Source organism: Pseudomonas sp. MAG733B, assembly GCF_036884845.1.
Lineage (GTDB): Bacteria > Pseudomonadota > Gammaproteobacteria > Pseudomonadales > Pseudomonadaceae > Aquipseudomonas.
The window spans coordinates 5285974-5308281 of record NZ_CP145732.1 but is presented as its reverse complement, the minus strand read 5'-3'; the positions used below and the strand labels follow the sequence as shown (position 1 = coordinate 5308281).

17 protein-coding genes, 2 tRNA genes and 3 rRNA genes are annotated in these 22308 nt (G+C 57.1%); 13 read left to right on the top strand and 9 right to left on the bottom strand.

What is annotated here, in order from left to right:
* Positions 1-2: 2 nt before the first annotated feature.
* The 3 genes from V6Z53_RS24170 to msuE all read right to left on the bottom strand — a co-directional run bounded on the left by V6Z53_RS24170 (position 3) and on the right by msuE (position 3058).
* Positions 3-1190, bottom strand: a complete 1188-nt coding sequence (locus tag V6Z53_RS24170; protein ID WP_338582151.1) for an acyl-CoA dehydrogenase family protein — start codon at positions 1188-1190, stop codon at positions 3-5.
* 148 nt (positions 1191-1338) lie between these two features.
* Positions 1339-2484 carry an FMNH2-dependent alkanesulfonate monooxygenase gene (ssuD, locus tag V6Z53_RS24165; RefSeq protein WP_338582150.1) on the bottom strand — a complete coding sequence of 382 codons (1146 nt, stop codon included), beginning with the start codon at positions 2482-2484 and terminating at the stop codon, positions 1339-1341.
* 10 nt (positions 2485-2494) lie between these two features.
* Positions 2495-3058 (bottom strand): FMN reductase, encoded by a 564-nt coding sequence (gene msuE / locus V6Z53_RS24160; protein ID WP_338582149.1) that lies wholly within the window; start codon positions 3056-3058, stop codon positions 2495-2497.
* 398 nt (positions 3059-3456) lie between these two features.
* Here msuE and V6Z53_RS24155 point away from each other — a divergent pair, with 398 nt between their 5' ends.
* From V6Z53_RS24155 to V6Z53_RS24140, 4 genes are all read left to right on the top strand, one after another.
* Positions 3457-3726 (top strand): hypothetical protein, encoded by a 270-nt coding sequence (locus tag V6Z53_RS24155; RefSeq protein ID WP_338582148.1) that lies wholly within the window; start codon positions 3457-3459, stop codon positions 3724-3726.
* A gap of 101 nt (positions 3727-3827) precedes the next feature.
* Complete coding sequence (locus V6Z53_RS24150) at positions 3828-4442, top strand: LysE family translocator (RefSeq protein ID WP_338582147.1); 615 nt, start codon at positions 3828-3830, stop codon at positions 4440-4442.
* Positions 4443-4648: 206 nt separating this feature from the next.
* Positions 4649-5806 carry an aminotransferase class V-fold PLP-dependent enzyme gene (locus V6Z53_RS24145; RefSeq protein WP_338582146.1) on the top strand — a complete coding sequence of 386 codons (1158 nt, stop codon included), beginning with the start codon at positions 4649-4651 and terminating at the stop codon, positions 5804-5806.
* A 64-nt stretch (positions 5807-5870) separates the two neighbouring features.
* The gene (locus tag V6Z53_RS24140) at positions 5871-7679 is read left to right on the top strand and encodes an aminopeptidase P family protein (protein ID WP_338582145.1); all 1809 of its coding nucleotides are present in this window, start codon (positions 5871-5873) and stop codon (positions 7677-7679) included.
* Here V6Z53_RS24140 and V6Z53_RS24135 read toward each other — a convergent pair.
* Positions 7672-8580 (bottom strand): LysR family transcriptional regulator, encoded by a 909-nt coding sequence (locus V6Z53_RS24135; protein ID WP_338582144.1) that lies wholly within the window; start codon positions 8578-8580, stop codon positions 7672-7674. The genes V6Z53_RS24140 and V6Z53_RS24135 overlap by 8 nt on opposite strands.
* A gap of 116 nt (positions 8581-8696) precedes the next feature.
* Here V6Z53_RS24135 and V6Z53_RS24130 point away from each other — a divergent pair, with 116 nt between their 5' ends.
* Complete coding sequence (locus V6Z53_RS24130) at positions 8697-9695, top strand: zinc-dependent alcohol dehydrogenase family protein (RefSeq protein WP_338582143.1); 999 nt, start codon at positions 8697-8699, stop codon at positions 9693-9695.
* On the opposite strand, the gene V6Z53_RS24125 is transcribed toward V6Z53_RS24130, so the two are convergent.
* Together V6Z53_RS24125 and V6Z53_RS24120 are read right to left on the bottom strand one after the other, a co-directional pair.
* Positions 9692-10282, bottom strand: a complete 591-nt coding sequence (locus V6Z53_RS24125) for a 2-hydroxychromene-2-carboxylate isomerase (protein ID WP_338582142.1) — start codon at positions 10280-10282, stop codon at positions 9692-9694. The two genes, V6Z53_RS24130 and V6Z53_RS24125, sit on opposite strands and share 4 nt — an antisense overlap.
* A gap of 35 nt (positions 10283-10317) precedes the next feature.
* Positions 10318-11046, bottom strand: coding sequence for an SDR family oxidoreductase (locus V6Z53_RS24120; RefSeq protein ID WP_338582141.1), 729 nt, complete (start codon positions 11044-11046; stop codon positions 10318-10320).
* Positions 11047-11138: 92 nt separating this feature from the next.
* Here V6Z53_RS24120 and V6Z53_RS24115 point away from each other — a divergent pair, with 92 nt between their 5' ends.
* On the top strand, positions 11139-11693 hold the full coding sequence (locus V6Z53_RS24115; RefSeq protein ID WP_338582139.1) for a TetR/AcrR family transcriptional regulator: 555 nt from the start codon (positions 11139-11141) through the stop codon (positions 11691-11693).
* 20 nt (positions 11694-11713) lie between these two features.
* On the opposite strand, the gene V6Z53_RS24110 is transcribed toward V6Z53_RS24115, so the two are convergent.
* Positions 11714-11995, bottom strand: coding sequence for a hypothetical protein (locus V6Z53_RS24110; RefSeq protein ID WP_338582138.1), 282 nt, complete (start codon positions 11993-11995; stop codon positions 11714-11716).
* Positions 11996-12162: 167 nt separating this feature from the next.
* Entirely contained in the window at positions 12163-13050 is an 888-nt protein-coding gene (gene rhtA, locus V6Z53_RS24105) for a threonine/homoserine exporter RhtA (RefSeq protein ID WP_338582137.1), read from the bottom strand.
* 613 nt (positions 13051-13663) lie between these two features.
* On the opposite strand from rhtA, the gene V6Z53_RS24100 reads away from it, so the two are divergent.
* The 5 genes from V6Z53_RS24100 to rrf all read left to right on the top strand — a co-directional run bounded on the left by V6Z53_RS24100 (position 13664) and on the right by rrf (position 18868).
* A 16S ribosomal RNA gene (locus V6Z53_RS24100) occupies positions 13664-15200 on the top strand.
* Between the two features lie 82 nt (positions 15201-15282).
* A tRNA-Ile gene (locus tag V6Z53_RS24095) sits at positions 15283-15359 on the top strand.
* Positions 15360-15389: 30 nt separating this feature from the next.
* A tRNA-Ala gene (locus tag V6Z53_RS24090) sits at positions 15390-15465 on the top strand.
* 245 nt (positions 15466-15710) lie between these two features.
* Positions 15711-18602 (top strand): 23S ribosomal RNA (locus V6Z53_RS24085).
* Between the two features lie 150 nt (positions 18603-18752).
* A 5S ribosomal RNA gene (gene rrf, locus V6Z53_RS24080) occupies positions 18753-18868 on the top strand.
* Together the 16S, 23S and 5S rRNA genes with 2 tRNA genes alongside form the textbook arrangement of a ribosomal RNA operon.
* A 111-nt stretch (positions 18869-18979) precedes the next feature.
* On the opposite strand, the gene V6Z53_RS24075 is transcribed toward rrf, so the two are convergent.
* On the bottom strand, positions 18980-19903 hold the full coding sequence (locus tag V6Z53_RS24075) for a TIGR03571 family LLM class oxidoreductase (protein ID WP_338582136.1): 924 nt from the start codon (positions 19901-19903) through the stop codon (positions 18980-18982).
* A gap of 237 nt (positions 19904-20140) precedes the next feature.
* Between V6Z53_RS24075 and mrdA the strand changes: the two genes are divergently transcribed.
* Both mrdA and V6Z53_RS24065 read left to right on the top strand, forming a co-directional pair.
* On the top strand, positions 20141-22033 hold the full coding sequence (gene mrdA / locus V6Z53_RS24070) for a penicillin-binding protein 2 (protein WP_338582135.1): 1893 nt from the start codon (positions 20141-20143) through the stop codon (positions 22031-22033).
* Entirely contained in the window at positions 21955-22284 is a 330-nt protein-coding gene (locus V6Z53_RS24065; protein WP_338586559.1) for a hypothetical protein, read from the top strand. The genes mrdA and V6Z53_RS24065 overlap by 79 nt, the downstream gene beginning before the upstream one ends.
* Positions 22285-22308: the final 24 nt, after the last annotated feature.

Sequence of the window (22308 nt, the reverse complement as noted above, 5' to 3'; positions counted from 1 at the left end):
AGCTATGAATAGAAAGTCGGAATTGGCAGGGCCTGGTTCAGCGCCCAATCACCCAGCTCATGGAGTTTGTAATCCACCGGGTCATGCAGAGTTTGCGTACGCAGGTTGCGCCAGTGGCGGTCCAGTCGCAGTGAGGCGTGGGTCGAGCGCGCGCCGGTCACTTCGAACAGGCGGCTACACAACTCAAGGCCATTGCGCGTGGCCGCGACCTTGGCCGTGGCGATCGCGGTAGCCAGGTGCCCGCGCTCGTCGGCGCTGAGGTTCGGGCCTTTGGCCCAGGCTTTGTCGAGCAGTTCGGCGGCCCGTTCCACCAGCAGTCGCACGCCTTCGAGGGCTACCCAGAATTCGCCGTAGTGGCCGAGCACATAAGGGTCCTGGGACACATCCTGAGCGGTGGATTTATGCCACGGCCGGGTTTCGGTCAGCGTGTATTGCCGCGCTTCTTCGAAGGCGCCTTCGGCGATACCGAGGAACATATGGGTGAACGTGAGCTGGGCGATCAGCGGGCGCAGGCAGGCGAACGGTGTACTCAACGGACCCGGATCGAGCAGCAGTTCCGACTCTTCGACCCGTACCCGTTCGAACGTGGCACTACCGCTGTCGGTCTGGCGCTGGCCCATGTTGTTCCAGTCGTTGTGCAGGGTGATGCCGCTGCGACCGCTGGGGATTGCGGCGATCAACAGCTTGCCGCCGGCACTTTCGTCCACCGCCGAGGCGATCAGCATTTCCGAATCGCTGGCGCCGGAGCAGAAACTTTTCTTGCCGGAAAACTCACGCCAGCCGCCGAGTTTTTTCACCACGGTGCGGGTGTCGAGCGGGTTGAGGGCGTTGCCCCAGAACCAGTTCTTGCGCGCGGTCTGTTCAAACCACGGCTGCCATTGTTCCGGCCGGGCGAACAGGCGCACGGTGGCAAGCATCAGGTGATGGAAGCCGAATACATGGGCAATCGAACTGTCGACCTTGGCGAACTCGCGCACAACGGTCAGGGTTTCACTCCAACTGGCGCCGAGGCCGCCGAACTGGGTGGGAATGCCCAAGGCGAGCAGGCCGCTGTGGCGCAGGGCGTCGCGCTCGGCCTTGGGTGTGCCGCCACGTTCGTCGCGCTCGACGGCGGTCAAGGCAAACTCCGCCGCCAAATGGCGGGCGGTTTGCAGCGGGGATATCAGGGCGCTGTGCGGCTTGGCAGTCACGCGGGTTTCCTTATAAAAATCGACGCAGTTCCCCTGTAGGAGCGAGCCTGCTCGCGATGGAGGACAACGATTACGCGGGGTGTCTGATTGACAGCGTCATCGTTGACGACCATCGCGAGCAGGCTCGCTCCTACAGGTATTGCGTGGGTCAGGCCGTGGCTTTGGTCGGCAACACATCATTGGCAATCATTTCGCCAAACGGCCCCGTGAGGTTGGTCACACCACGCCCGGCTAGGCTGGCGTACGGCTCGGGCAGCAGCGGGAACACCAGCTCGGCAAAGCGATAAGCCTCTTCGAGGTGCGGGTAACCGGAGAAGATGAAACTCTCGATCCCCAGGTCCGCGTACTCCTTGATGCGCGCCGCCACTTGCTGTGGATCACCGACCAGCGCTGTCCCGGCCCCGCCCCGTACCAGACCGACGCCGGCCCACAGGTTGGGTGCAATTTCCAGGTTGTCGCGACGCCCGTCATGCAAAGCGGCCATGCGCCGTTGGCCTTCCGAGTCAAACCGCGAGAACGATTGCTGCGCAGCGGCGATGGTCTCGTCGCTGATGTGTTCGATCAATTTGTCGGCGGCTTTCCAGGCCTCTTCGGCGGTTTCGCGCACGATCACGTGCAGGCGAATCCCGAACTTCACCGTGCGTCCGTTCCGCGCCGCACGCTCACGCACATCGGCGAGTTTTTGCGCCACGGCGGCCGGTGGTTCGCCCCAGGTCAGGTAGACATCGACCTGTTCCGCGGCCAGGTCGTGGGCCGCGTCGGACGAGCCGCCGAAATACAACGGCGGATACGGTTTCTGCACCGGTGGATACAGTGCCTTGGCGTTCTGCACGCGCAGGTGTTTACCCTCGAAGTCCACCGCTTCGCCTTGCAACACCCGGCGCCAGATTTTCAAGAATTCGTCGGTGACTTCGTAGCGTTCGCTGTGATCGAGGAAGCTGCCATCGCCACGGTTTTCATCCGGGTCGCCGCCAGTCACCACATTGATCAGCAAGCGGCCGTTGGACAAACGGTCCAGCGTCGCCGCCATGCGCGCCGACACGGTCGGCGAAATGATCCCCGGGCGGATCGCCACCAGATAACGCAAGCGCTCGGTCAACGGCACCAGCGCCGAAGCGATCACCCACGAGTCTTCGCAAGAGCGCCCGGTAGGAATCAACACACCGTGATAACCCAGGCTGTCGGCGGCCTGTGCCACCTGTTTCAAATAGTTGAGGGTTACCGGGCGTGCGCCCTGAGTGGTGCCCAGATAGTGACCGTCGCCGTGGGTTGGCAGAAACCAGAAAACATCCATGAACAAATCCTTAAGCGATTTTCAGCAGATTGTTGGGGTGCACGCCGAACAATGGCGCGGCGCGTTCTGCGGCCAGTTGAATGCGGGCCTTTAGAAGTTCACTGGTTATCTGGTAATTAGAGAAATCGGCTTCGGTGGCGTAGACACCAATCGGCAAGGTCAGCGCCTGAAAGAAACTGAACAGCGGTCGCAATTGATGATCGAGCACCAGCGCATGGCGCTCACTGCCACCGGTGGCGGCCAGCAGCACAGGCGTGTTGATCAACGCGTTCAAATCGATCAGGTCGAACAAGTGCTTGAGCAGCCCCGGATAGGAGCCGCGATAGACGGGCGCGGCGACGATCAGTAGGTCGGCGTTTTCGATCGCTTGCAGTTCGGCTTCGATGTCCGCGCTCAACTCCTGACGGGACAGCGCCGCGCCCAGTGGCCGGGCGATGTCACCCAGCTCGATCAGCCTGGTTTCGATAGGCAGTTGCTCAGCCAACTGCGCCAACAGCGCCTGGGTCAGCACCAGCGTGCGGGATGGACGCCAGGTGCCGCCGGAAACGGCGACGACTTTCAATGGACGCGACATGATCAGTTCCTTTTTAAACAGTTGCTCAGCGAGCAGTGAGTAGTCACTCGGTTGAGCAAGAGCTGTACCAATCCCTCGGAGCCAGGAATTACGGGGCTTTCAGCGCACTCACCCGTCCACGCTGTTGATTTTCAGGGGCTGTTTGTTGAATGGCTGTTGCCCGGCAAACAGTTGCATGAGCAACAGTGCGTGAGGCGATGCAGTTGTTATAAAGGCTTGTCTTTATTCCGTAAAAGACATTAAACAAATATTAATAGATCATTAATGAATATAAAGTGCTGACCAAAGCAGCATTAGGAAAACTCGATAGCGACTATCGAAAGCGTTGATTTCTGATCATCCAATGGCGCGAGTAGCCTGTGTTCATTGCCCCGAACCCAGATGCCAGGACGCCGAACATGAAACCTCTAATCGCCACTTTCTTGCTGCTCGCGGTCTCCGTACTGGCCGGATGTGCCACTCACGTTTCCCCGGAATTGCGGCCATATACCGCCGAAGAAACCCGGGAACTGGCGCTGGAGGCGTTGAATCGCCGTGGCTTGTCCTTCGACGAATACCACGCGAAAAAGGCTGAACTGCTCGGCGAACCGCAAAAGACTTATGGCTTCGACAAGCAGGGCGAAATGAACGCCGAGCGGGCTGTACAGCTGCACGGTCGCCCAAGCTGAGCCGAAACTGTACGGGTCCAACTTTCGCGTAACTGTCCATGGGTTTCGCCGAGGGTGTGCGATAGGGTCAATACCTGACTGACCTTGATGGACTGCCACCCATGACGCTCTCACTCGATCTGCTGCTGGGCTTCGCTTTGTTTGCCCTTGTCACCTCGATCACGCCCGGCCCGAACAACACGATGTTGCTGGCATCCGGCGTGAACTTCGGCTTTAACCGCACGATCCCCCATATGCTCGGCATTACCTGCGGCTTCTTCGTGCTGGTGGTGGCGGTCGGTTTCGGATTGGGCGCGGTGTTCCAGACTTACCCTGTGCTCTACACCGTGCTGCGTTACGTCGGCGCGGCGTATTTGCTGTATCTGGCGTGGAAAATCGCCCACTCCGGGCCGGTCTCGGACAGTGAGAAGGGCGAGGGCAAACCGATCAGCTACCTGGGCGCTGCCGCGTTCCAGTGGGTCAATCCCAAGGCCTGGATCATGGCCATCGGCGCCATCAGCACGTACACGCCGATGCAAGGCTACTTCACCAATGTCATCGTGATTGCTGCGGTTTTCGCGCTGATCAACCTGCCGAGCGTCGGTGTCTGGGCCGCGTGCGGCACGCTGTTGCGCAACGTTTTGAAGGATCGCCGCTGGCTGCGCCTGTTCAACTGGGGCATGGCCGCGCTGCTGGTGGCGTCGCTGTATCCGATCCTGCTCGAAAGCTTTAGCTGACGCATTGCTTCAATCGGTCGCCCGATGCCTGTTAAGCTCACTTTTCAGGAGCGTTCCTACGCACTTTTAAATGAAGTTGTACTTCTTTAACGGCATCCGATCAGGTATTGGTAACGTTCTGAAAACCGGACGCAGCTCATAAGGCTGCGTCTCGCCGTTTGCAGTCACGAGCCTCCTGATCCCGGAACACGCTCTGCGAGTCTTTTATGAATAAACGTCCGTTGTATTTCGACTACGCCGCCACCACGCCGGTGGACGAGCGAGTCATCAAGGTCATGGTCGAGTGTCTGGGTTTCAGCGGCAATTTCGGCAACCCGGCCTCCAGCTCCCACTTCTTTGGCCAACAGGCCCGGCAATCCGTCGAGCAGGCGCGGCGTCAGGTCGCTGAACTGGTCGGTGCCGAGGCTGAGCAGATCGTCTGGACCTCCGGCGCCACAGAATCCAACAACCTCGCCCTCAAGGGCGTCGCCCAGGCGCGCGGCATTGCCGGCGGCCACATCATCACCAGCCAGATCGAACACAAGGCGATTCTCGACACTGCAAAACAATTGCAGGACGCCGGCGTCGCGGTGACGTATCTGGTGCCGGACGCCGAAGGCTTGATTACGGCGCAAGCGGTCAGCGACGCGATGCGCGAAGACACCTTCCTGGTCTCGCTGATGCTGGTCAACAACGAACTGGGCACGGTCAATGACATCCCGGCCATCGGCCAGGTGGTGCGTGAGCGCGGCGCGTTGTTTCATGTCGACGCAGCTCAGGGTGCGGGCAAAGTAGCAATCGACCTGGCCGAGTGGCCGGTGGACTTGATGTCGTTCTCGGCGCACAAACTCTACGGCCCCAAAGGCATCGGCGCGCTGTACGTCGGGCCTCGTGCGCAACAGCGCTTGCTGGCACAGATCCACGGCGGCGGTCACGAAGGCGGTTTGCGTTCCGGCACCCTGGCGACACATCAGATCGTCGCCATGGGCGAGGCCTTCGCCCTGGCGGCGGCTTCATTCGAGGAAGAGGCGGACAAGATCGTACGACTGCGTGCACGCCTGCTCGAACCGCTGTTGAGCATTCCGGGCGTGCGCCTCAATGGCAGCCCGACCCAAAGAATCCCGCATACCCTGAGCCTGACCTTTAATGAAGGCGAGTTCAGTTCCGCGGCGCTAAGCGCCTCGATCGCGTTTTCCGCGACGTCGGCCTGTAACTCTGCGAGCAATGCGCCGTCCCATGTGCTGCTGGCGCTGGGGCATGACGCTCGCGCAGCGAGTCGCACCATCCGTTTGAGTCTGGGGCGCTTCACCTCCGACCAGGATATCGATCAAGCGGTACAACTGATTAAAACGGCCTGCGCCAGTGCTCCGGCATTCTGGCAATAGGGCGATAAAGCGCCGGCGTTGATCGGCACTAAACAACAATGATGAGTGGTTAGCAGGAGTCATGATGAATACGCAGTTTTCGATCACCGGATCGGTGCCCCAGCGCCTGGCGCAAACCCGCGAACTGATGAGCCGGGAGGGCATTCATGCGCTTCTGGTGCCGTCGGCCGACCCGCACCTGTCCGAATACCTGCCGGGCTACTGGCAAGGGCGTCAATGGTTGTCGGGCTTCCATGGTTCGGTTGGTACGCTGATCGTGACCGCGGATTTTGCCGGTGTCTGGGCCGACAGCCGTTATTGGGAACAGGCGACCAAGGAACTCAAGGGCAGCGGCATCGAACTGGTCAAGTTGCAACCGGGCCAACCGAGCCCTCTGGACTGGCTGGCCGAACAAACCCCTGAAGGCGGCGTGGTCGCGGTCGATGGTGCAGTAATGGCCGTGGCCTCGGCGCGTACCCTGGGTGGCAAACTCGAAGAGCGCGGCGCACGCCTGCGCACCGACATCGACTTGCTGAACGAAGTCTGGAGCGATCGCCCGACGCTGCCGAACGAGCCGATCTATCAGCACTTGCCTCCGCAAGCGACCGTCAGCCGTGGCGAAAAACTCGCCAAGCTGCGTGAAACCTTGCAGGCACGTGGCGCTGACTGGCATTTCATTGCCACCCTCGATGACATCGCCTGGCTGTTCAACCTGCGCGGCGGCGATGTGTCGTTCAACCCGGTGTTCGTTTCCTTTGCCTTGATCAACCAGCAACAAGCTACCCTGTTCGTGGCGCTGAGCAAGGTCGATGCCGAGTTGCGTGCGGTCCTTGAACAGGACGGCGTGACCCTGCGTGATTACAGCGAAGTGGCCGAAGCCCTGCGTGCGGTGCCGAACGGCGCGAGCCTGCTGGTCGATCCGGCGCGTGTAACGGCAGGTTTGCTGGGTAACCTGAGCGATGGCGTCAAACTGATCGAAGGCCTCAATCCGACCACCCTCGCCAAGTCGCAGAAAAGCCTGGCCGATGCCGAGCACATTCGCCAAGCGATGGAGCAGGACGGCGCGGCGCTGTGCGAGTTCTTCACCTGGCTGGACTCGGCGTTGGGTCGCGAACGCATCACCGAACTGACCATCGACGAAAAACTCACCGCTGCCCGTGAGCGTCGTCCGGGTTATGTGTCGCTGAGCTTCAACACGATCGCCGCATTCAACGCCAACGGCGCCATGCCGCATTACCACGCGACCGAAGAAGAGCACGCGGTGATCGAAGGTGACGGTCTGCTGCTGATCGACTCCGGTGGTCAGTACCTCGGCGGCACCACCGACATCACGCGGATGGTGCCGGTCGGAACGCCGACCGCCGAGCAGAAGCGCGATTGCACCCGCGTACTCAAGGGCGTGATCGCCTTGTCTCGTGCGCAGTTCCCGAAAGGCATTCTGTCGCCGTTGCTCGATGCCATCGCGCGGGCGCCGATCTGGGCAGAAAACGTCGATTACGGTCACGGCACTGGTCACGGCGTGGGCTACTTCCTCAACGTTCACGAAGGTCCGCAGGTCATCGCCTATCAAGCCGCACCTGCGCCGCAAACCGCGATGCAACCGGGCATGATCACCTCGATCGAACCGGGCACTTACCGTCCGGGCCGCTGGGGTGTGCGCATTGAGAACCTGGCGATGAATCGCGAAGCAGGCAGCAGCGAGTTCGGCGAATTCCTGAAATTCGAAACCCTGACCCTGTGCCCGATCGACACCCGTTGCCTGGAAACCTCGCTGCTCAGCGAAGAGGAAAAGCAATGGTTCAACGCCTACCACGCCGAAGTGCGCGAGCGTTTGAGCCCGTTACTCGACGGCGCGGCCCTTGAGTGGTTGAACACCCGCACCGCGGCTATTTGATTGCTTGCAGTTCGGGCGCTGCCTCCAGCGCCCGGCTCATGTAGTCGACGAAGGCTTTGACCCTGGCGGATTGGCGACGATTCGCCGGGGACACGGCATATATCGGCAGCGACTGCGCGGTGTAGTCCTGCAAGATCGGCAACACTCTCCCGGCTTTCAGGTCTTCGCTAAACAGCCACACCGGCGACAACGAAATCCCCAATCCCCCCAGTACCATCTCGCGAATGGCTTCGGAGTTGTTGCTCTGCGCATTGCCCTTGATCCGCACTTCATGTCGTCGGGCGCCTTTGTTGTAGATCCACAGGTTCTGACTGCTCAGCAGATTGAACAGCAGACAGTTGTGCCCGCTGAGTTCCTGAGGTGTTTGCGGTTGGCCGTGTCGCGCCAGGTAATCCGGCGCTGCGACAGTTATCCGGTAAGTGGTGCCGACGTGGCGGGCAATGAGGCCGCTGTCGTTCAAGGCGCCGATCCTGAACGTGACATCCAGACCCTCGCTGACCAAATCCTGATTTTGATCGCTCAGTTGCAGGTCGACCTGAACCTCGGGGTGGCGCATGAGGAATTCCGGCAGGCGCGGTGCAATCTGCAAGCGCCCGAAGCTGACGGAGGAACCGATTCTCAGTGGCCCGGCGATGGATTCCCGGCCGGACTGAAAGCTATGCTCGGCGGCGTCCACTGCAGCGAGAATTTGTCGGCATTCGGCGTAGTAGCGCTGGCCTTCATCAGTCAACGATAACTTGCGCGTGCTGCGCGCAATCAGCTTTCCACCGAGCTCGGTTTCCAGTGCCCGCAGCACTTTGCTGATGGTCGGCTGGCTGGTCTGCAACTCTCGGGCGACAGCGGAAAAACTGCCGCGCTCGACGACCCGCACGAAAATGGCCATTGCATTGAGTTTGTCCATGCGGTCTCTCATTGATGCGTTGAGGGCATAGTCACTATAGCGATATGGCGTCTTATCGGCATGAGTCGGTTAGCGGAAGATCAGTCCTACAACCACCTCTGACAGGAATAGGCGAAATGACTGACTCACTGCAAATGCGTGCGCTGATTGTTGACTCGGCTAATGCTCCATTACGCTTGGCCTCCATTCCCCGGCCAGTGCCGGGCGCTGGGCAGGTCCTGGTACGGATCGCGGCCAGCGGGGTGAACCCGTTGGACGGGAAGATCCGTTCGGGCCAGGCCGCTCACGCGCGCCAGCCTTTGCCGGCGGTGTTGGGCATGGATCTGGCGGGAACCGTAGAAGCGTTGGGGGAGGGCGTCAGTGGCTGGCTGCCGGGAGATGAGGTCTACGCCATGGCCACGGGGATTGGTGGAGTCCAGGGCTCATTGGCTGAATATGCAGTGGTCGATACACGGTTATTGGCGCGTAAACCAGGCAATCTGAACATGCGTGAAGCGGCAGGATTGCCGTTGGTGCTGATTACGGCGTGGGAAGGGTTGGTCGACCGGGCTCGGGTCCAGCCGGGGCAGAAAGTGTTGATTCATGGCGGGGCGGGCGGTGTCGGACATGTCGCGGTACAAATCGCCCGCGCATTCGGCGCCGAAGTCTTTGCCACGGGGTCTGCGCGGCATCAAGGGATCATTGAGGCGTTTGGCGCGACGTTTATCGATTACCGTACATCTTCGGTTGAGGACTATGTCGAGCAGCACACGGCCGGGGAGGGCTTCGATATTGTTTATGACACGGTGGGGGATGAAACCCTGGATATGTCTTTCAAGGCTGCACGGGTTTATCACGGTCACGTGGTGAGTTGCCTCGGTTGGGGTCAGCACAGTCTCGCACCGCTTTCGTTTCGTGGGGCGACCTATTCCGGGGTATTCACGTTGTTGCCGCTGTTGACTGGCCAGGGGCTCGAGCGTCACGGTGAGATTCTTCGGCAAGCGGCAGGTTTGATTGAGGGCGGCAAGCTGCTGCCGATAGTCGATCCGAATCGGTTCACGCTGCAAACCGCCGAGGCCGCCCATGAGCTGCTCCGGTCGGGAGCCGCTCATGGGCGGTTGGTGGTCGAGATTTAACGCAGGGCTTCGAAGACGAAGTCCAGTCGATCCTGGCCAAAAAACAGTTGATCATCGACAAACATGCTCGGTGCTCCGAATACACCGCGCTGCACCGCTTTCTCGGTGTTGTCCTTGAGTGCGGCTTTGACTTCCTCGTCGGCGGTCAGGGCCAGCACCTCATTGGGATCGAAGCCGTTCTGCGTCAGTACCGCTGCGACGGTTGCCGGGTCATCGAGGCTGCGGCCTTCAACCCAGAGCGCTTTGAACAGACAGTCGATGAACGCTGCGAAACGCTGGGGGTGGCGCAACTGCATGCCAGTGACGGCGCGCATGAGCATCAAGGTGTTGATCGGGAAGTGCGGATTGTACTTCAGCGTCACGCCGTAACGTTTGGCAAAGCGGTCGAGGTCCTGAAACATGTAGCGACCTTTGGCTGGAATGGTCGCCGGGGAAGCATTACCGGTGGCTTTGAATACGCCGCCAAGCAGGAACGGGATGTAGATGAGTTGGCTGTCGGTTTGCTCACAGATTTTCGGCAACTGGGTGTATGCGAGATAGGTGGCGGGGCTGCCCAGATCGAAATAGAACTCCACGGTTTTGCTCATGGTCGATGCGCTCTCATTATTGTTGTAGGAAAGGCTTACCAACGTTCGCTCCAGGGGCGCAGGTCAAGCTCAAAGGTCCAGGCGTCGCGGGGCTGGCTGTGCAGGTACCAGTAGTTCTCGGCAATGTGCTCTGGATTGAGAATGCCGTCCTGGTCCTTGGTCGCGTATTTCTCGGGAAAGCTTTCCCGGATGAAATCGGTATCGATAGCGCCGTCGACCACGATGTGGGCGACGTGAATGTTCATCGGTCCCAGTTCGCGGGCCATGCTTTGCGCCAGCGCACGAATGCCGTGCTTGGCGCCGGCGAACGCGGCGAATCCTGCCGCACCACGCATACCCGCGGTGGCACCGGTGAACAGGATCGTTCCCCGTTGTCGCTTGGCCATGCGCTTGGCCACTTCTCGGGCATTGAGGAAACCTGAGAAACAGGCCATTTCCCATATCTTGAAATACTTGCGGGCGGTTTCTTCGAGAATACTGCAAGGCACATTGGCGCCGATGTTGAAGACGAACGCTTCGATAGGGCCGATCTCGTTTTCAATCTGCTCGACCAATGCCACTACATCTTCTTCTTTGCGCGCATCGCAAGCGAAGCCATGGGCTTCGCCACCGTCGGCCAGGATGGCATCGACCAGCGGCTGGAGTTTGTCCGCGCTGCGGCGTGTGACGCAGGCGACAAATCCTTCTTGAGCGAAACGCTTGGCAATAGCGCCGCCGGTGGCGTCTCCGGCACCCACAACCAGTACGACCTTCTTGTTATTCATGGGCAGATCCCTTTGTTAAACGATCGTTAACTAAACGAACGTTATGCTACGATTCGATCAGCGTCAAGGCGATCAACTCTGAGGGAAGGGCAATGCGTTACTCCGCCAGTCACAAGCTGGAAACCAAGGAAAAATTGCTGCAAAGCAGTGCGGTGTCGGCCAAGAAGTCCGGCTTTTCCACGGTAGGCGTCGATGGCTTGATGAAAGCGATCGGCTTGAGTGGTGGCGCTTTTTACAGCCACTTTTCGTCGAAGGACGAACTGTTCGCATCAATCGTAGAACGTGAGTTGCGCCAAAGTCTGGAGCGATTGGGCGCTGATCAGGATCGCGACAAGCTGGAACGCTGCTTGAAGCACTATCTGAGCATGTCCCATGTCGAACACCCGGAAACCGGATGCGCTCTACCGGCACTGGGCGCCGAGATTGCTCGTTCCGACGTATTGATTCGGCAGCAGGCGGAGCACTGGATCTGCCAATTACAGGAGAGTTGGGCGCAGGTGTTGGCGAGCGACAGTCTGGCTTGGGCCATTCTGTCGCAATGCATCGGGGCGTTGGTGGTGGCGCGGATGCTTGCCACGCCGGAGCTCCAGCGCAAGGTGCTGAAGTCCAGTCATGATGAGATCGCTCGTCAGATCGCAGGGCGATAGCCTGACTGTGTGAAATCAGATCACTTGCAGATGACGATCATGCTGCGGCTGGTATAGCCGGCAGGGTTGAGGCCAAACGGATAATCACCTGGCTCTTCCACGGCATCACCCGATTTGGCGATAACCTTGTATCCCTTGGGATTGCAAGAGTTGGCGGCACTGGCGTAGCACTGGTCCCAAGAAGATGACAGCCCCGAGCAGTTGATGTGTAGCCCTCTCTTGCCATGTTTGGTCTGGGTTTTCGTGGTCGCCGCGCAGCCCGCAACTGCTAGAACGGCGATCAATATCAAAATTCGTTTCATTGCTGTCCTTGGTGCATTCCCGGATCTGACGCCCGGTCTGGCAGTATTCGCTTTCGCGTGAAGCGTTCTGATGTCCCTGTCGTGAAAAGTCCATGTCTGACATTGGGTTGCGGACCTAAACATGGCCTAAATGAACGGTAAATACCAGTACCTCGTCAAATCTTGCATCAATCCGCCGCGACTGCAGGCTTGGCGGTGCTGCCCATGGTCATGGTTGCGCCGACGGAGGCCAGAATGATGCACAGAATAGCCATCCACTGTGACAGTGAGAGGTATTCATGGAGGAACAACAAGCCGGACAGCGCGCCAATTGCAGGCTCAATGCTCATCAATGTGCCGAAGGTCCTGGCGGGCATACGCGTGAGGGCGACCATCTCCAAGGTATAGGGGAGGGCGGTGGAAAGGATGGCGACGCCGATGGCTATTGGGATCAATGATGGGGTCAGCAGTGCGGCGCCAGCATGAACAATGCCGATGGGAGCAACGAACAGGGCAGCAATCATCACCCCCAGCGCTGCGGTCTGCACACCATTATCAGCCCCCGCTTTTTGACCGAAAAGAATATAGAGCGCCCAGCAGACGCCAGCGCCCAATGCGTAGCCGGCGCCCAACAAATCGATTCCCGCGGTTGTTGCCCCTATTGGTATCAGTAGCAGCAGGCCGACTGCCGCCAGAGCGATCCACAAAAAGTCGATTGCCCGGCGCGAGGCATATATCGCAACTGCCAATGGTCCAGTGAACTCCAGCGCTACCGCAATGCCCAGAGGCACAGTGCGCAAAGACATATAGAAGAGGAAGTTCATGCCACCGAGTGCCATCCCGTAGACAATGACGGTACGTAGCGACTTTGCAGTGAGCTTTGCGCGCCATGGGCGCAGTAGCAGCAACATGATCACGCTTGCAAAAATCAGGCGCAGGGTTGTGGTCCCCTGGGCGCCGATGACAGGGAACATGCTTTTGGCCAGGGAAGCTCCGGACTGGATCGATGCCATGGCTATTATTAGCAGGCCGACCGAAAACAGGGTCGAGGCAAGGCTGCGAGGCTGATCATTCATTGAGTGACATCGTCCAGGGTTGGGAGCTTGGGTGTTATTCTTGGTGATGAGCAATATACTGCGCATTCGATGCGGGCGCGTCTATATATAAGCAGTGAATTTGTTCTTCCTGATAGAAAAATCAAATCAGTGCTTGACGGCAGATCTCAGGTGTCTATAATTCGCCCCACTTCCGGCGCAGTCGAAACGGAAAACTCCTTGGTAAACAATGAGTTACGCAGGTTTCGGCAGCGGGTTGCTTCAGGTCATCGAAGCCAAAAGGAAGTTGAAAAAGAGGTGTTGACAGCAGCGTGTAACGCTGTAGAATTCGCCTCCCGCTGATGAGAGATCTGAAGCGCAAGTGGTTGAAGTTGTTGAGGAATTCCTCGAAAGCTTCTGAAAATAATCACTTGACAGCAAATGAGGCTGCTGTAGAATGCGCGCCTCGGTTGAGACGAAAGATCTTAACCAACCGCTCTTTAACAACTGAATCAAGCAATTCGTGTGGGTGCTTGTGGAGTCAGACTGCTAGTCAACAGATTATCAGCATCACAAGTTACTCCGCGAGAAATCAAAGATGTAACCAACGATTGCTGAGCCAAGTTTAGGGTTTTCTCAAAACCCAAAGATGTTTGAACTGAAGAGTTTGATCATGGCTCAGATTGAACGCTGGCGGCAGGCCTAACACATGCAAGTCGAGCGGATGACAGGAGCTTGCTCCTGAATTCAGCGGCGGACGGGTGAGTAATGCCTAGGAATCTGCCTGGTAGTGGGGGACAACGTCTCGAAAGGGACGCTAATACCGCATACGTCCTACGGGAGAAAGCAGGGGACCTTCGGGCCTTGCGCTATCAGATGAGCCTAGGTCGGATTAGCTAGTTGGTGAGGTAATGGCTCACCAAGGCGACGATCCGTAACTGGTCTGAGAGGATGATCAGTCACACTGGAACTGAGACACGGTCCAGACTCCTACGGGAGGCAGCAGTGGGGAATATTGGACAATGGGCGAAAGCCTGATCCAGCCATGCCGCGTGTGTGAAGAAGGTCTTCGGATTGTAAAGCACTTTAAGTTGGGAGGAAGGGCATTAACCTAATACGTTAGTGTTTTGACGTTACCGACAGAATAAGCACCGGCTAACTCTGTGCCAGCAGCCGCGGTAATACAGAGGGTGCAAGCGTTAATCGGAATTACTGGGCGTAAAGCGCGCGTAGGTGGTTCGTTAAGTTGGATGTGAAAGCCCCGGGCTCAACCTGGGAACTGCATTCAAAACTGACGAGCTAGAGTATGGTAGAGGGTGGTGGAATTTCCTGTGTAGCGGTGAAATGCGTAGATATAGGAAGGAACACCAGTGGCGAAGGCGACCACCTGGACTGATACTGACACTGAGGTGCGAAAGCGTGGGGAGCAAACAGGATTAGATACCCTGGTAGTCCACGCCGTAAACGATGTCAACTAGCCGTTGGGAGCCTTGAGCTCTTAGTGGCGCAGCTAACGCATTAAGTTGACCGCCTGGGGAGTACGGCCGCAAGGTTAAAACTCAAATGAATTGACGGGGGCCCGCACAAGCGGTGGAGCATGTGGTTTAATTCGAAGCAACGCGAAGAACCTTACCAGGCCTTGACATCCAATGAACTTTCCAGAGATGGATTGGTGCCTTCGGGAACATTGAGACAGGTGCTGCATGGCTGTCGTCAGCTCGTGTCGTGAGATGTTGGGTTAAGTCCCGTAACGAGCGCAACCCTTGTCCTTAGTTACCAGCACGTTATGGTGGGCACTCTAAGGAGACTGCCGGTGACAAACCGGAGGAAGGTGGGGATGACGTCAAGTCATCATGGCCCTTACGGCCTGGGCTACACACGTGCTACAATGGTCGGTACAGAGGGTTGCCAAGCCGCGAGGTGGAGCTAATCCCACAAAACCGATCGTAGTCCGGATCGCAGTCTGCAACTCGACTGCGTGAAGTCGGAATCGCTAGTAATCGCGAATCAGAATGTCGCGGTGAATACGTTCCCGGGCCTTGTACACACCGCCCGTCACACCATGGGAGTGGGTTGCACCAGAAGTAGCTAGTCTAACCTTCGGGAGGACGGTTACCACGGTGTGATTCATGACTGGGGTGAAGTCGTAACAAGGTAGCCGTAGGGGAACCTGCGGCTGGATCACCTCCTTAATCGACGACTCAGCTGCTCCATGAGCTCCCACACGAATTGCTTGATTCATTGAAGAAGACGATATAGAAGCAGCCCGAAATTGGGTCTGTAGCTCAGTTGGTTAGAGCGCACCCCTGATAAGGGTGAGGTCGGCAGTTCGAATCTGCCCAGACCCACCAATTTTGTGTGGGAAACGCCTGTAGAAATACGGGGCCATAGCTCAGCTGGGAGAGCGCCTGCCTTGCACGCAGGAGGTCAACGGTTCGATCCCGTTTGGCTCCACCACTACTGCTTCTGAAGTAAAGCTTAGAAATGAGCATTCCATCGGTGTCGATGATGAATGTTGATTTCTAGTCTTTGACTAGTTCGTTCTTTAAAAATTTGGGTATGTGATAGAAAGATAGACTGGACGTTACTTTCACTGGTAACGGATCAGGCTAAGGTAAAATTTGTGAGTTCTCTTAGTTGAGAAATTCGAATTTTCGGCGAATGTCGTCTTCACAGTATAACCAGATTGCTTGGGGTTATATGGTCAAGTGAAGAAGCGCATACGGTGGATGCCTTGGCAGTCAGAGGCGATGAAAGACGTGGTAGCCTGCGAAAAGCTTCGGGGAGTCGGCAAACAGACTTTGATCCGGAGATGTCTGAATGGGGGAACCCAGCCATCATAAGATGGTTATCTTGTACTGAATACATAGGTGCAAGAGGCGAACCAGGGGAACTGAAACATCTAAGTACCCTGAGGAAAAGAAATCAACCGAGATTCCCTTAGTAGTGGCGAGCGAACGGGGACTAGCCCTTAAGTGGCTTTGAGATTAGCGGAACGCTCTGGAAAGTGCGGCCATAGTGGGTGATAGCCCTGTACGCGAAAATCTCTTGGTCATGAAATCGAGTAGGACGGAGCACGAGAAACTTTGTCTGAATATGGGGGGACCATCCTCCAAGGCTAAATACTACTGACTGACCGATAGTGAACTAGTACCGTGAGGGAAAGGCGAAAAGAACCCCGGAGAGGGGAGTGAAATAGATCCTGAAACCGTATGCGTACAAGCAGTGGGAGCCTACTTTGTTAGGTGACTGCGTACCTTTTGTATAATGGGTCAGCGACTTATTTTCAGTGGCGAGCTTAACCGAATAGGGGAGGCGTAGCGAAAGCGAGTCTTAATAGGGCGTCTAGTCGCTGGGAATAGACCCGAAACCGGGCGATCTATCCATGGGCAGGTTGAAGGTTGGGTAACACTAACTGGAGGACCGAACCGACTACCGTTGAAAAGTTAGCGGATGACCTGTGGATCGGAGTGAAAGGCTAATCAAGCTCGGAGATAGCTGGTTCTCCTCGAAAGCTATTTAGGTAGCGCCTCATGTATCACTGTAGGGGGTAGAGCACTGTTTCGGCTAGGGGGTCATCCCGACTTACCAAACCGATGCAAACTCCGAATACCTACAAGTGCCGAGCATGGGAGACACACGGCGGGTGCTAACGTCCGTCGTGAAAAGGGAAACAACCCAGACCGTCAGCTAAGGTCCCAAAGTTATGGTTAAGTGGGAAACGATGTGGGAAGGCTTAGACAGCTAGGAGGTTGGCTTAGAAGCAGCCACCCTTTAAAGAAAGCGTAATAGCTCACTAGTCGAGTCGGCCTGCGCGGAAGATGTAACGGGGCTCAAACCATACACCGAAGCTACGGGTATCACTTAGGTGATGCGGTAGAGGAGCGTTCTGTAAGCCTGTGAAGGTGAGTTGAGAAGCTTGCTGGAGGTATCAGAAGTGCGAATGCTGACATGAGTAACGACAATGGGTGTGAAAAACACCCACGCCGAAAGACCAAGGTTTCCTGCGCAACGTTAATCGACGCAGGGTTAGTCGGTCCCTAAGGCGAGGCTGAAAAGCGTAGTCGATGGAAAACAGGTTAATATTCCTGTACTTCTGGTTATTGCGATGGAGGGACGGAGAAGGCTAGGCCAGCTTGGCGTTGGTTGTCCAAGTTTAAGGTGGTAGGCTGGAATCTTAGGTAAATCCGGGATTCTAAGGCCGAGAGCTGATGACGAGTTACCCTTTGGGTGACGAAGTGGTTGATGCCATGCTTCCAAGAAAAGCTTCTAAGCTTCAGGTAACCAGGAACCGTACCCCAAACCGACACAGGTGGTTGGGTAGAGAATACCAAGGCGCTTGAGAGAACTCGGGTGAAGGAACTAGGCAAAATGGCACCGTAACTTCGGGAGAAGGTGCGCCGGTGAGGGTGAAGGACTTGCTCCGTAAGCCCACGCCGGTCGAAGATACCAGGCCGCTGCGACTGTTTATTAAAAACACAGCACTCTGCAAACACGAAAGTGGACGTATAGGGTGTGACGCCTGCCCGGTGCCGGAAGGTTAATTGATGGGGTTAGCTAACGCGAAGCTCTTGATCGAAGCCCCGGTAAACGGCGGCCGTAACTATAACGGTCCTAAGGTAGCGAAATTCCTTGTCGGGTAAGTTCCGACCTGCACGAATGGCGTAACGATGGCGGCGCTGTCTCCACCCGAGACTCAGTGAAATTGAAATCGCTGTGAAGATGCAGTGTATCCGCGGCTAGACGGAAAGACCCCGTGAACCTTTACTATAGCTTTGCACTGGACTTTGAATTTGCTTGTGTAGGATAGGTGGGAGGCTTTGAAGCGTGGACGCCAGTTCGCGTGGAGCCAACCTTGAAATACCACCCTGGCAACTTTGAGGTTCTAACTCAGGTCCGTTATCCGGATCGAGGACAGTGTATGGTGGGTAGTTTGACTGGGGCGGTCTCCTCCTAAAGAGTAACGGAGGAGTACGAAGGTGCGCTCAGACCGGTCGGAAATCGGTCGTAGAGTATAAAGGCAAAAGCGCGCTTGACTGCGAGACAGACACGTCGAGCAGGTACGAAAGTAGGTCTTAGTGATCCGGTGGTTCTGTATGGAAGGGCCATCGCTCAACGGATAAAAGGTACTCCGGGGATAACAGGCTGATACCGCCCAAGAGTTCATATCGACGGCGGTGTTTGGCACCTCGATGTCGGCTCATCACATCCTGGGGCTGAAGCCGGTCCCAAGGGTATGGCTGTTCGCCATTTAAAGTGGTACGCGAGCTGGGTTTAGAACGTCGTGAGACAGTTCGGTCCCTATCTGCCGTGGACGTTTGAGATTTGAGAGGGGCTGCTCCTAGTACGAGAGGACCGGAGTGGACGAACCTCTGGTGTTCCGGTTGTCACGCCAGTGGCATTGCCGGGTAGCTATGTTCGGAATAGATAACCGCTGAAAGCATCTAAGCGGGAAACTAGCCTCAAGATGAGATCTCACTGGGACCTTGAGTCCCCTGAAGGGCCGTCGAAGACTACGACGTTGATAGGTTGGGTGTGTAAGCGCTGTGAGGCGTTGAGCTAACCAATACTAATTGCCCGTGAGGCTTGACCATATAACACCCAAGCAATTTGCGCGTAAAAGCCAGATTGCGGTGTGTGAAGACGAAAGAACCGAAAGTTCGACGCTTACAAAACACCGAAAACTATCGCATACCCAATTTGCTGAAGCGCGGCCGACTGGCCACGATTCGGTACCCGAATTTCTTGACGACCATAGAGCGTTGGAACCACCTGATCCCATCCCGAACTCAGCAGTGAAACGATGCATCGCCGATGGTAGTGTGGGGTTTCCCCATGTGAGAGTAGGTCATCGTCAAGATTAAATTCCGAAACCCCAATTGCGAAAGCAGTTGGGGTTTTGTTTTGGGCGAAAGAAAAGTGCGATAAAAAAGGGATAGCCTGTTGGCTATCCCTTTTTCATTTCGCAGCTTTAATGAAACTTCGGCAGCACGAATTCTGCAATCTCTTCAATAACCTCTGCGACCGGCCGTTCGCTGCGACGCACATGCAGCCCGACGTGTTGAACACCTGCCTCACGCAATGCCTGAAGTTCGTCAATCAATGCCAACCGTCCACAGCTACCACCGAAGCGCACTCGTCGCATTGGCGCATGAGGATTGGCAGCCAAGTCCAGGTGAACGAAACTTACATAAGGTTTATCCCCGCCAACCTCTCGCCACAACCCTACTCGCCGACGATGCTCATCCGGCGTGCCAGGATAGGCGAGCCAACCATCCATATGCTGGCCAATCCACGCTGGAGATTGCTGACCAAGCCCCGCAACCAACAACGGCGCTGACTGATCGCGCTTCGGAAGCAAGCGTGCCCCTTCGGGCAATCGGCCCTCGCCTTGGCTGCGCAGCAATTCAACGGTCTCGCGGAAGATTTCGCCGCGCTGATCGTAATCCACGCCAAACAACGGATATTCCATCGGACGGTCGCCACTGGCCACGCCCAGCAGCAGGCGCCCATCACTTAGCTCATCAATGCTGTTGGCCGACTTGAGGGTCAGCCAAGGCTGACGCAGCGGAAGTACGACCGCAGCCGTACCCAGCATGATGTTGTCGGTAATGCCGGCCAGATAACCAAGGTAGGAGAAGGTTTCGAATACCTGTGCTGCGTCGCCGAAGTGGGGGTCATAAACCGGTACGTCGCGGACCCAGAGCGCGCGAAAGCCGGACTGGTCGGCCAAGCGCGCCATGGCGGCATGCTGCTTCAAATCAGGCACACCAAAGGGGCGGTCCTCGGCTATCCGCAGCCGTTGACCATCGCTGGACCAATCATTATCCAGCGGCAGTTCCAATCCGATGGAAAACCCGTTTGAACCCAGTAATCGTTGAAATCGCGGATGCATGAACACACTCCAAAAAATGACATGCATCCAGTATCGACTCACCTATCAGCAAGAAAAATGCAGGAATGGGAACATCAATATTGACTGAAGCGCACGAGTCCTCGGCCAATTGGAAATTCAAGTTAAAAAAATGACATAAAAGTGGCTTGGCAGTTTTGTTATGGTGCAGCTCATTTTTTTGACGGACAGTTTTCACGCCAAGGAACGGTACCTTCTTTTCAAAGAGTTGCTTCAGAAATGCCCCAACCGATACCGATCAAGGACCACGAAAAAGAGACACGCCTGGTCAACAAAAGATTGATGGCTTGCGCCTTGTTTGTCGTAGCCATTACCTGCGCGCTGGTGGTGCGCATGTACATCCTGCAGGTCGTTGAATTCGACTATCACTCCACGATTTCCGAAAACAACCGCGTCCATGTCCTGCCGATCACGCCTACTCGCGGATTGATCTATGACCGCAATGGCGTTGTCCTGGCCGACAACCGGCCCAGCTACAACCTGACCATCACTCGCGAACGTGCGTCCGATGTCAATCAAGAGCTGGACGAGGTGGTCAACCTGCTGCACCTGCCCGCTGAAGACCGCACGCAATTCGACAAGGCCATGAAACAGGCACGCCATCCGTTCGTACCGGTGACGCTGTTCTATGAGCTGAGCGAAGAACAGATCGCGGTACTCGCGGTTAACGAGTTCCGTTTACCGGGCCTCGATGTCGAACCCCAGTTCGTTCGGCACTATCCACTGGGCGAGCATTTCGCTCATTCGGTCGGCTATGTCGGACGGATCAACGAGAAAGAATCCAAGGCGCTGGATACGGTCGAGTACCGCGGGACGCAATCCGTCGGCAAGACCGGGATCGAAAAATTCTATGAGTCGCAGCTGCACGGCCATGTCGGTTACGAAGAAGTCGAAACCAATGCTCAGGGCCGCGTGCTGCGAGTGCTCAAGCACACTGACCCGGTCCCCGGCGAAAACATTGTCCTGAGCCTCGACGTCAAGCTTCAGGAAGCCGCCGAGCAAGCCTTGGGCGATCGTCGTGGCTCAGTGGTCGCGCTTGATCCATCGACCGGTGAAGTGTTGGCCATGGTCAGCAATCCGAGTTTCGATCCGAACCTGTTCGTCACCGGTATCAGCTCGAAGGAGTACTCGACGCTACGCGACTCCATCGACCGACCACTGTTCAATCGCGTGCTGCGCGGGCTCTATGCTCCAGGCTCAACCATCAAGCCAGAGGTCGCGATTGCCGGACTCGACGCCGGTGTCGTCACGCCCCAGACCCGAGTCTTCGATCCGGGTTACTACCAACTCCCGGATTTCGATCACAAGTACCGCAACTGGAACCACAGTGGTGACGGCTGGGTGGACATGGATGCGGCGATCATGCGCTCCAACGACACCTACTTCTACGATCTGGCGCACAAGCTGGGGATCGATCGCCTGCACGACTACATGTCAATGTTCGGGCTCGGTGAGAAAGTCTCTCTCGACATGTACGAAGAATCCTCAGGTCTGATGCCGTCCCAGGCCTGGAAGCGCGCCACACGCCGCCAACCGTGGTTCCCGGGTGAAACCGTGATCCTCGGTATCGGTCAGGGCTACATGCAAGTCACACCGCTGCAATTGGCCCAGGCCACGGCGCTGATCGCCAACAAAGGTGTGTGGAACCGCCCGCATCTGGCCATGACCGTGGACGGCGCTGCGCCGGTGGATGAGCATCCGATGCCAAATATTCTGCTCAAGGATCCGCGTGACTGGGAGCAGGTCAACCACGGCATGCAGATGGTGATGCACGATGCTCGCGGGATTGCCCGGGCCGCAGCGGCAGGTGCGCAGTACCGGATCGCTGGCAAGAGCGGCACCGCACAAGTGGTGGCGATCAAGCAGGGTGAGCGCTACAACCGCGAGAAAACCCGCGAGCGTAACCGCGACAACGCTTTGTTCGTCGGTTTCGCTCCGGCCGAACATCCGAAGATCGTGATTTCGGTGATGATCGAAAACGGCGAGGCCGGTGGCCGAGTTGCCGGACCGGTAGTGCGGCAAATCATGGACGCCTGGCTACTCGATCAGGACGGGCACTTGAAGCCGCAGTACGCCGTGCCGAGCAAGGCGCCGGGCGATCCTCACGTCTGAACCATCAAGGCTTGAAGGCGGTGACGGAGTTCGGCGCCGGGGTGCTGGTGCTGTCCCTGGGCTTCGATATTTTCGAACTGGACCCGCAGAGCAAAGTGGCGGTGACACAGGAAGGATTCGCCGTGCTGGGTGAGCGGCTTCGCGGTCTTGGGTTGCCGTGCCTGATTGTGCAGGAAGGTGGGTATCACCTGGAGAGTCTGGAGGATAATGCCAAGGCGTTTTTTGTGAGCCCTGAGGTTTGGCAGCTCTAAGTTTTTCGCGCCTGGGAGACCGTC

Bases quoted from the DNA above. Each gene is read 5' to 3' on its own strand.
- V6Z53_RS24130 (WP_338582143.1), top strand. From the start codon at position 8,697: ATGACTGACTCACTGCAAATGCGTGCGCTGATTGTTGACTCGGCTAAT.
- V6Z53_RS24140 (WP_338582145.1), top strand. From the start codon at position 5,871: ATGAATACGCAGTTTTCGATCACCGGATCGGTGCCCCAGCGCCTGGCG.
- V6Z53_RS24115 (WP_338582139.1), top strand. From the start codon at position 11,139: ATGCGTTACTCCGCCAGTCACAAGCTGGAAACCAAGGAAAAATTGCTG.
- V6Z53_RS24075 (WP_338582136.1), bottom strand. From the start codon at position 19,903: ATGCATCCGCGATTTCAACGATTACTGGGTTCAAACGGGTTTTCCATC.
- V6Z53_RS24135 (WP_338582144.1), bottom strand. From the start codon at position 8,580: ATGGACAAACTCAATGCAATGGCCATTTTCGTGCGGGTCGTCGAGCGC.
- V6Z53_RS24155 (WP_338582148.1), top strand. From the start codon at position 3,457: ATGAAACCTCTAATCGCCACTTTCTTGCTGCTCGCGGTCTCCGTACTG.
- V6Z53_RS24125 (WP_338582142.1), bottom strand. From the start codon at position 10,282: ATGAGCAAAACCGTGGAGTTCTATTTCGATCTGGGCAGCCCCGCCACC.
- V6Z53_RS24120 (WP_338582141.1), bottom strand. From the start codon at position 11,046: ATGAATAACAAGAAGGTCGTACTGGTTGTGGGTGCCGGAGACGCCACC.
- V6Z53_RS24110 (WP_338582138.1), bottom strand. From the start codon at position 11,995: ATGAAACGAATTTTGATATTGATCGCCGTTCTAGCAGTTGCGGGCTGC.
- rhtA (WP_338582137.1), bottom strand. From the start codon at position 13,050: ATGAATGATCAGCCTCGCAGCCTTGCCTCGACCCTGTTTTCGGTCGGC.
- V6Z53_RS24145 (WP_338582146.1), top strand. From the start codon at position 4,649: ATGAATAAACGTCCGTTGTATTTCGACTACGCCGCCACCACGCCGGTG.
- msuE (WP_338582149.1), bottom strand. From the start codon at position 3,058: ATGTCGCGTCCATTGAAAGTCGTCGCCGTTTCCGGCGGCACCTGGCGT.
- ssuD (WP_338582150.1), bottom strand. From the start codon at position 2,484: ATGGATGTTTTCTGGTTTCTGCCAACCCACGGCGACGGTCACTATCTG.
- V6Z53_RS24150 (WP_338582147.1), top strand. From the start codon at position 3,828: ATGACGCTCTCACTCGATCTGCTGCTGGGCTTCGCTTTGTTTGCCCTT.
- mrdA (WP_338582135.1), top strand. From the start codon at position 20,141: ATGCCCCAACCGATACCGATCAAGGACCACGAAAAAGAGACACGCCTG.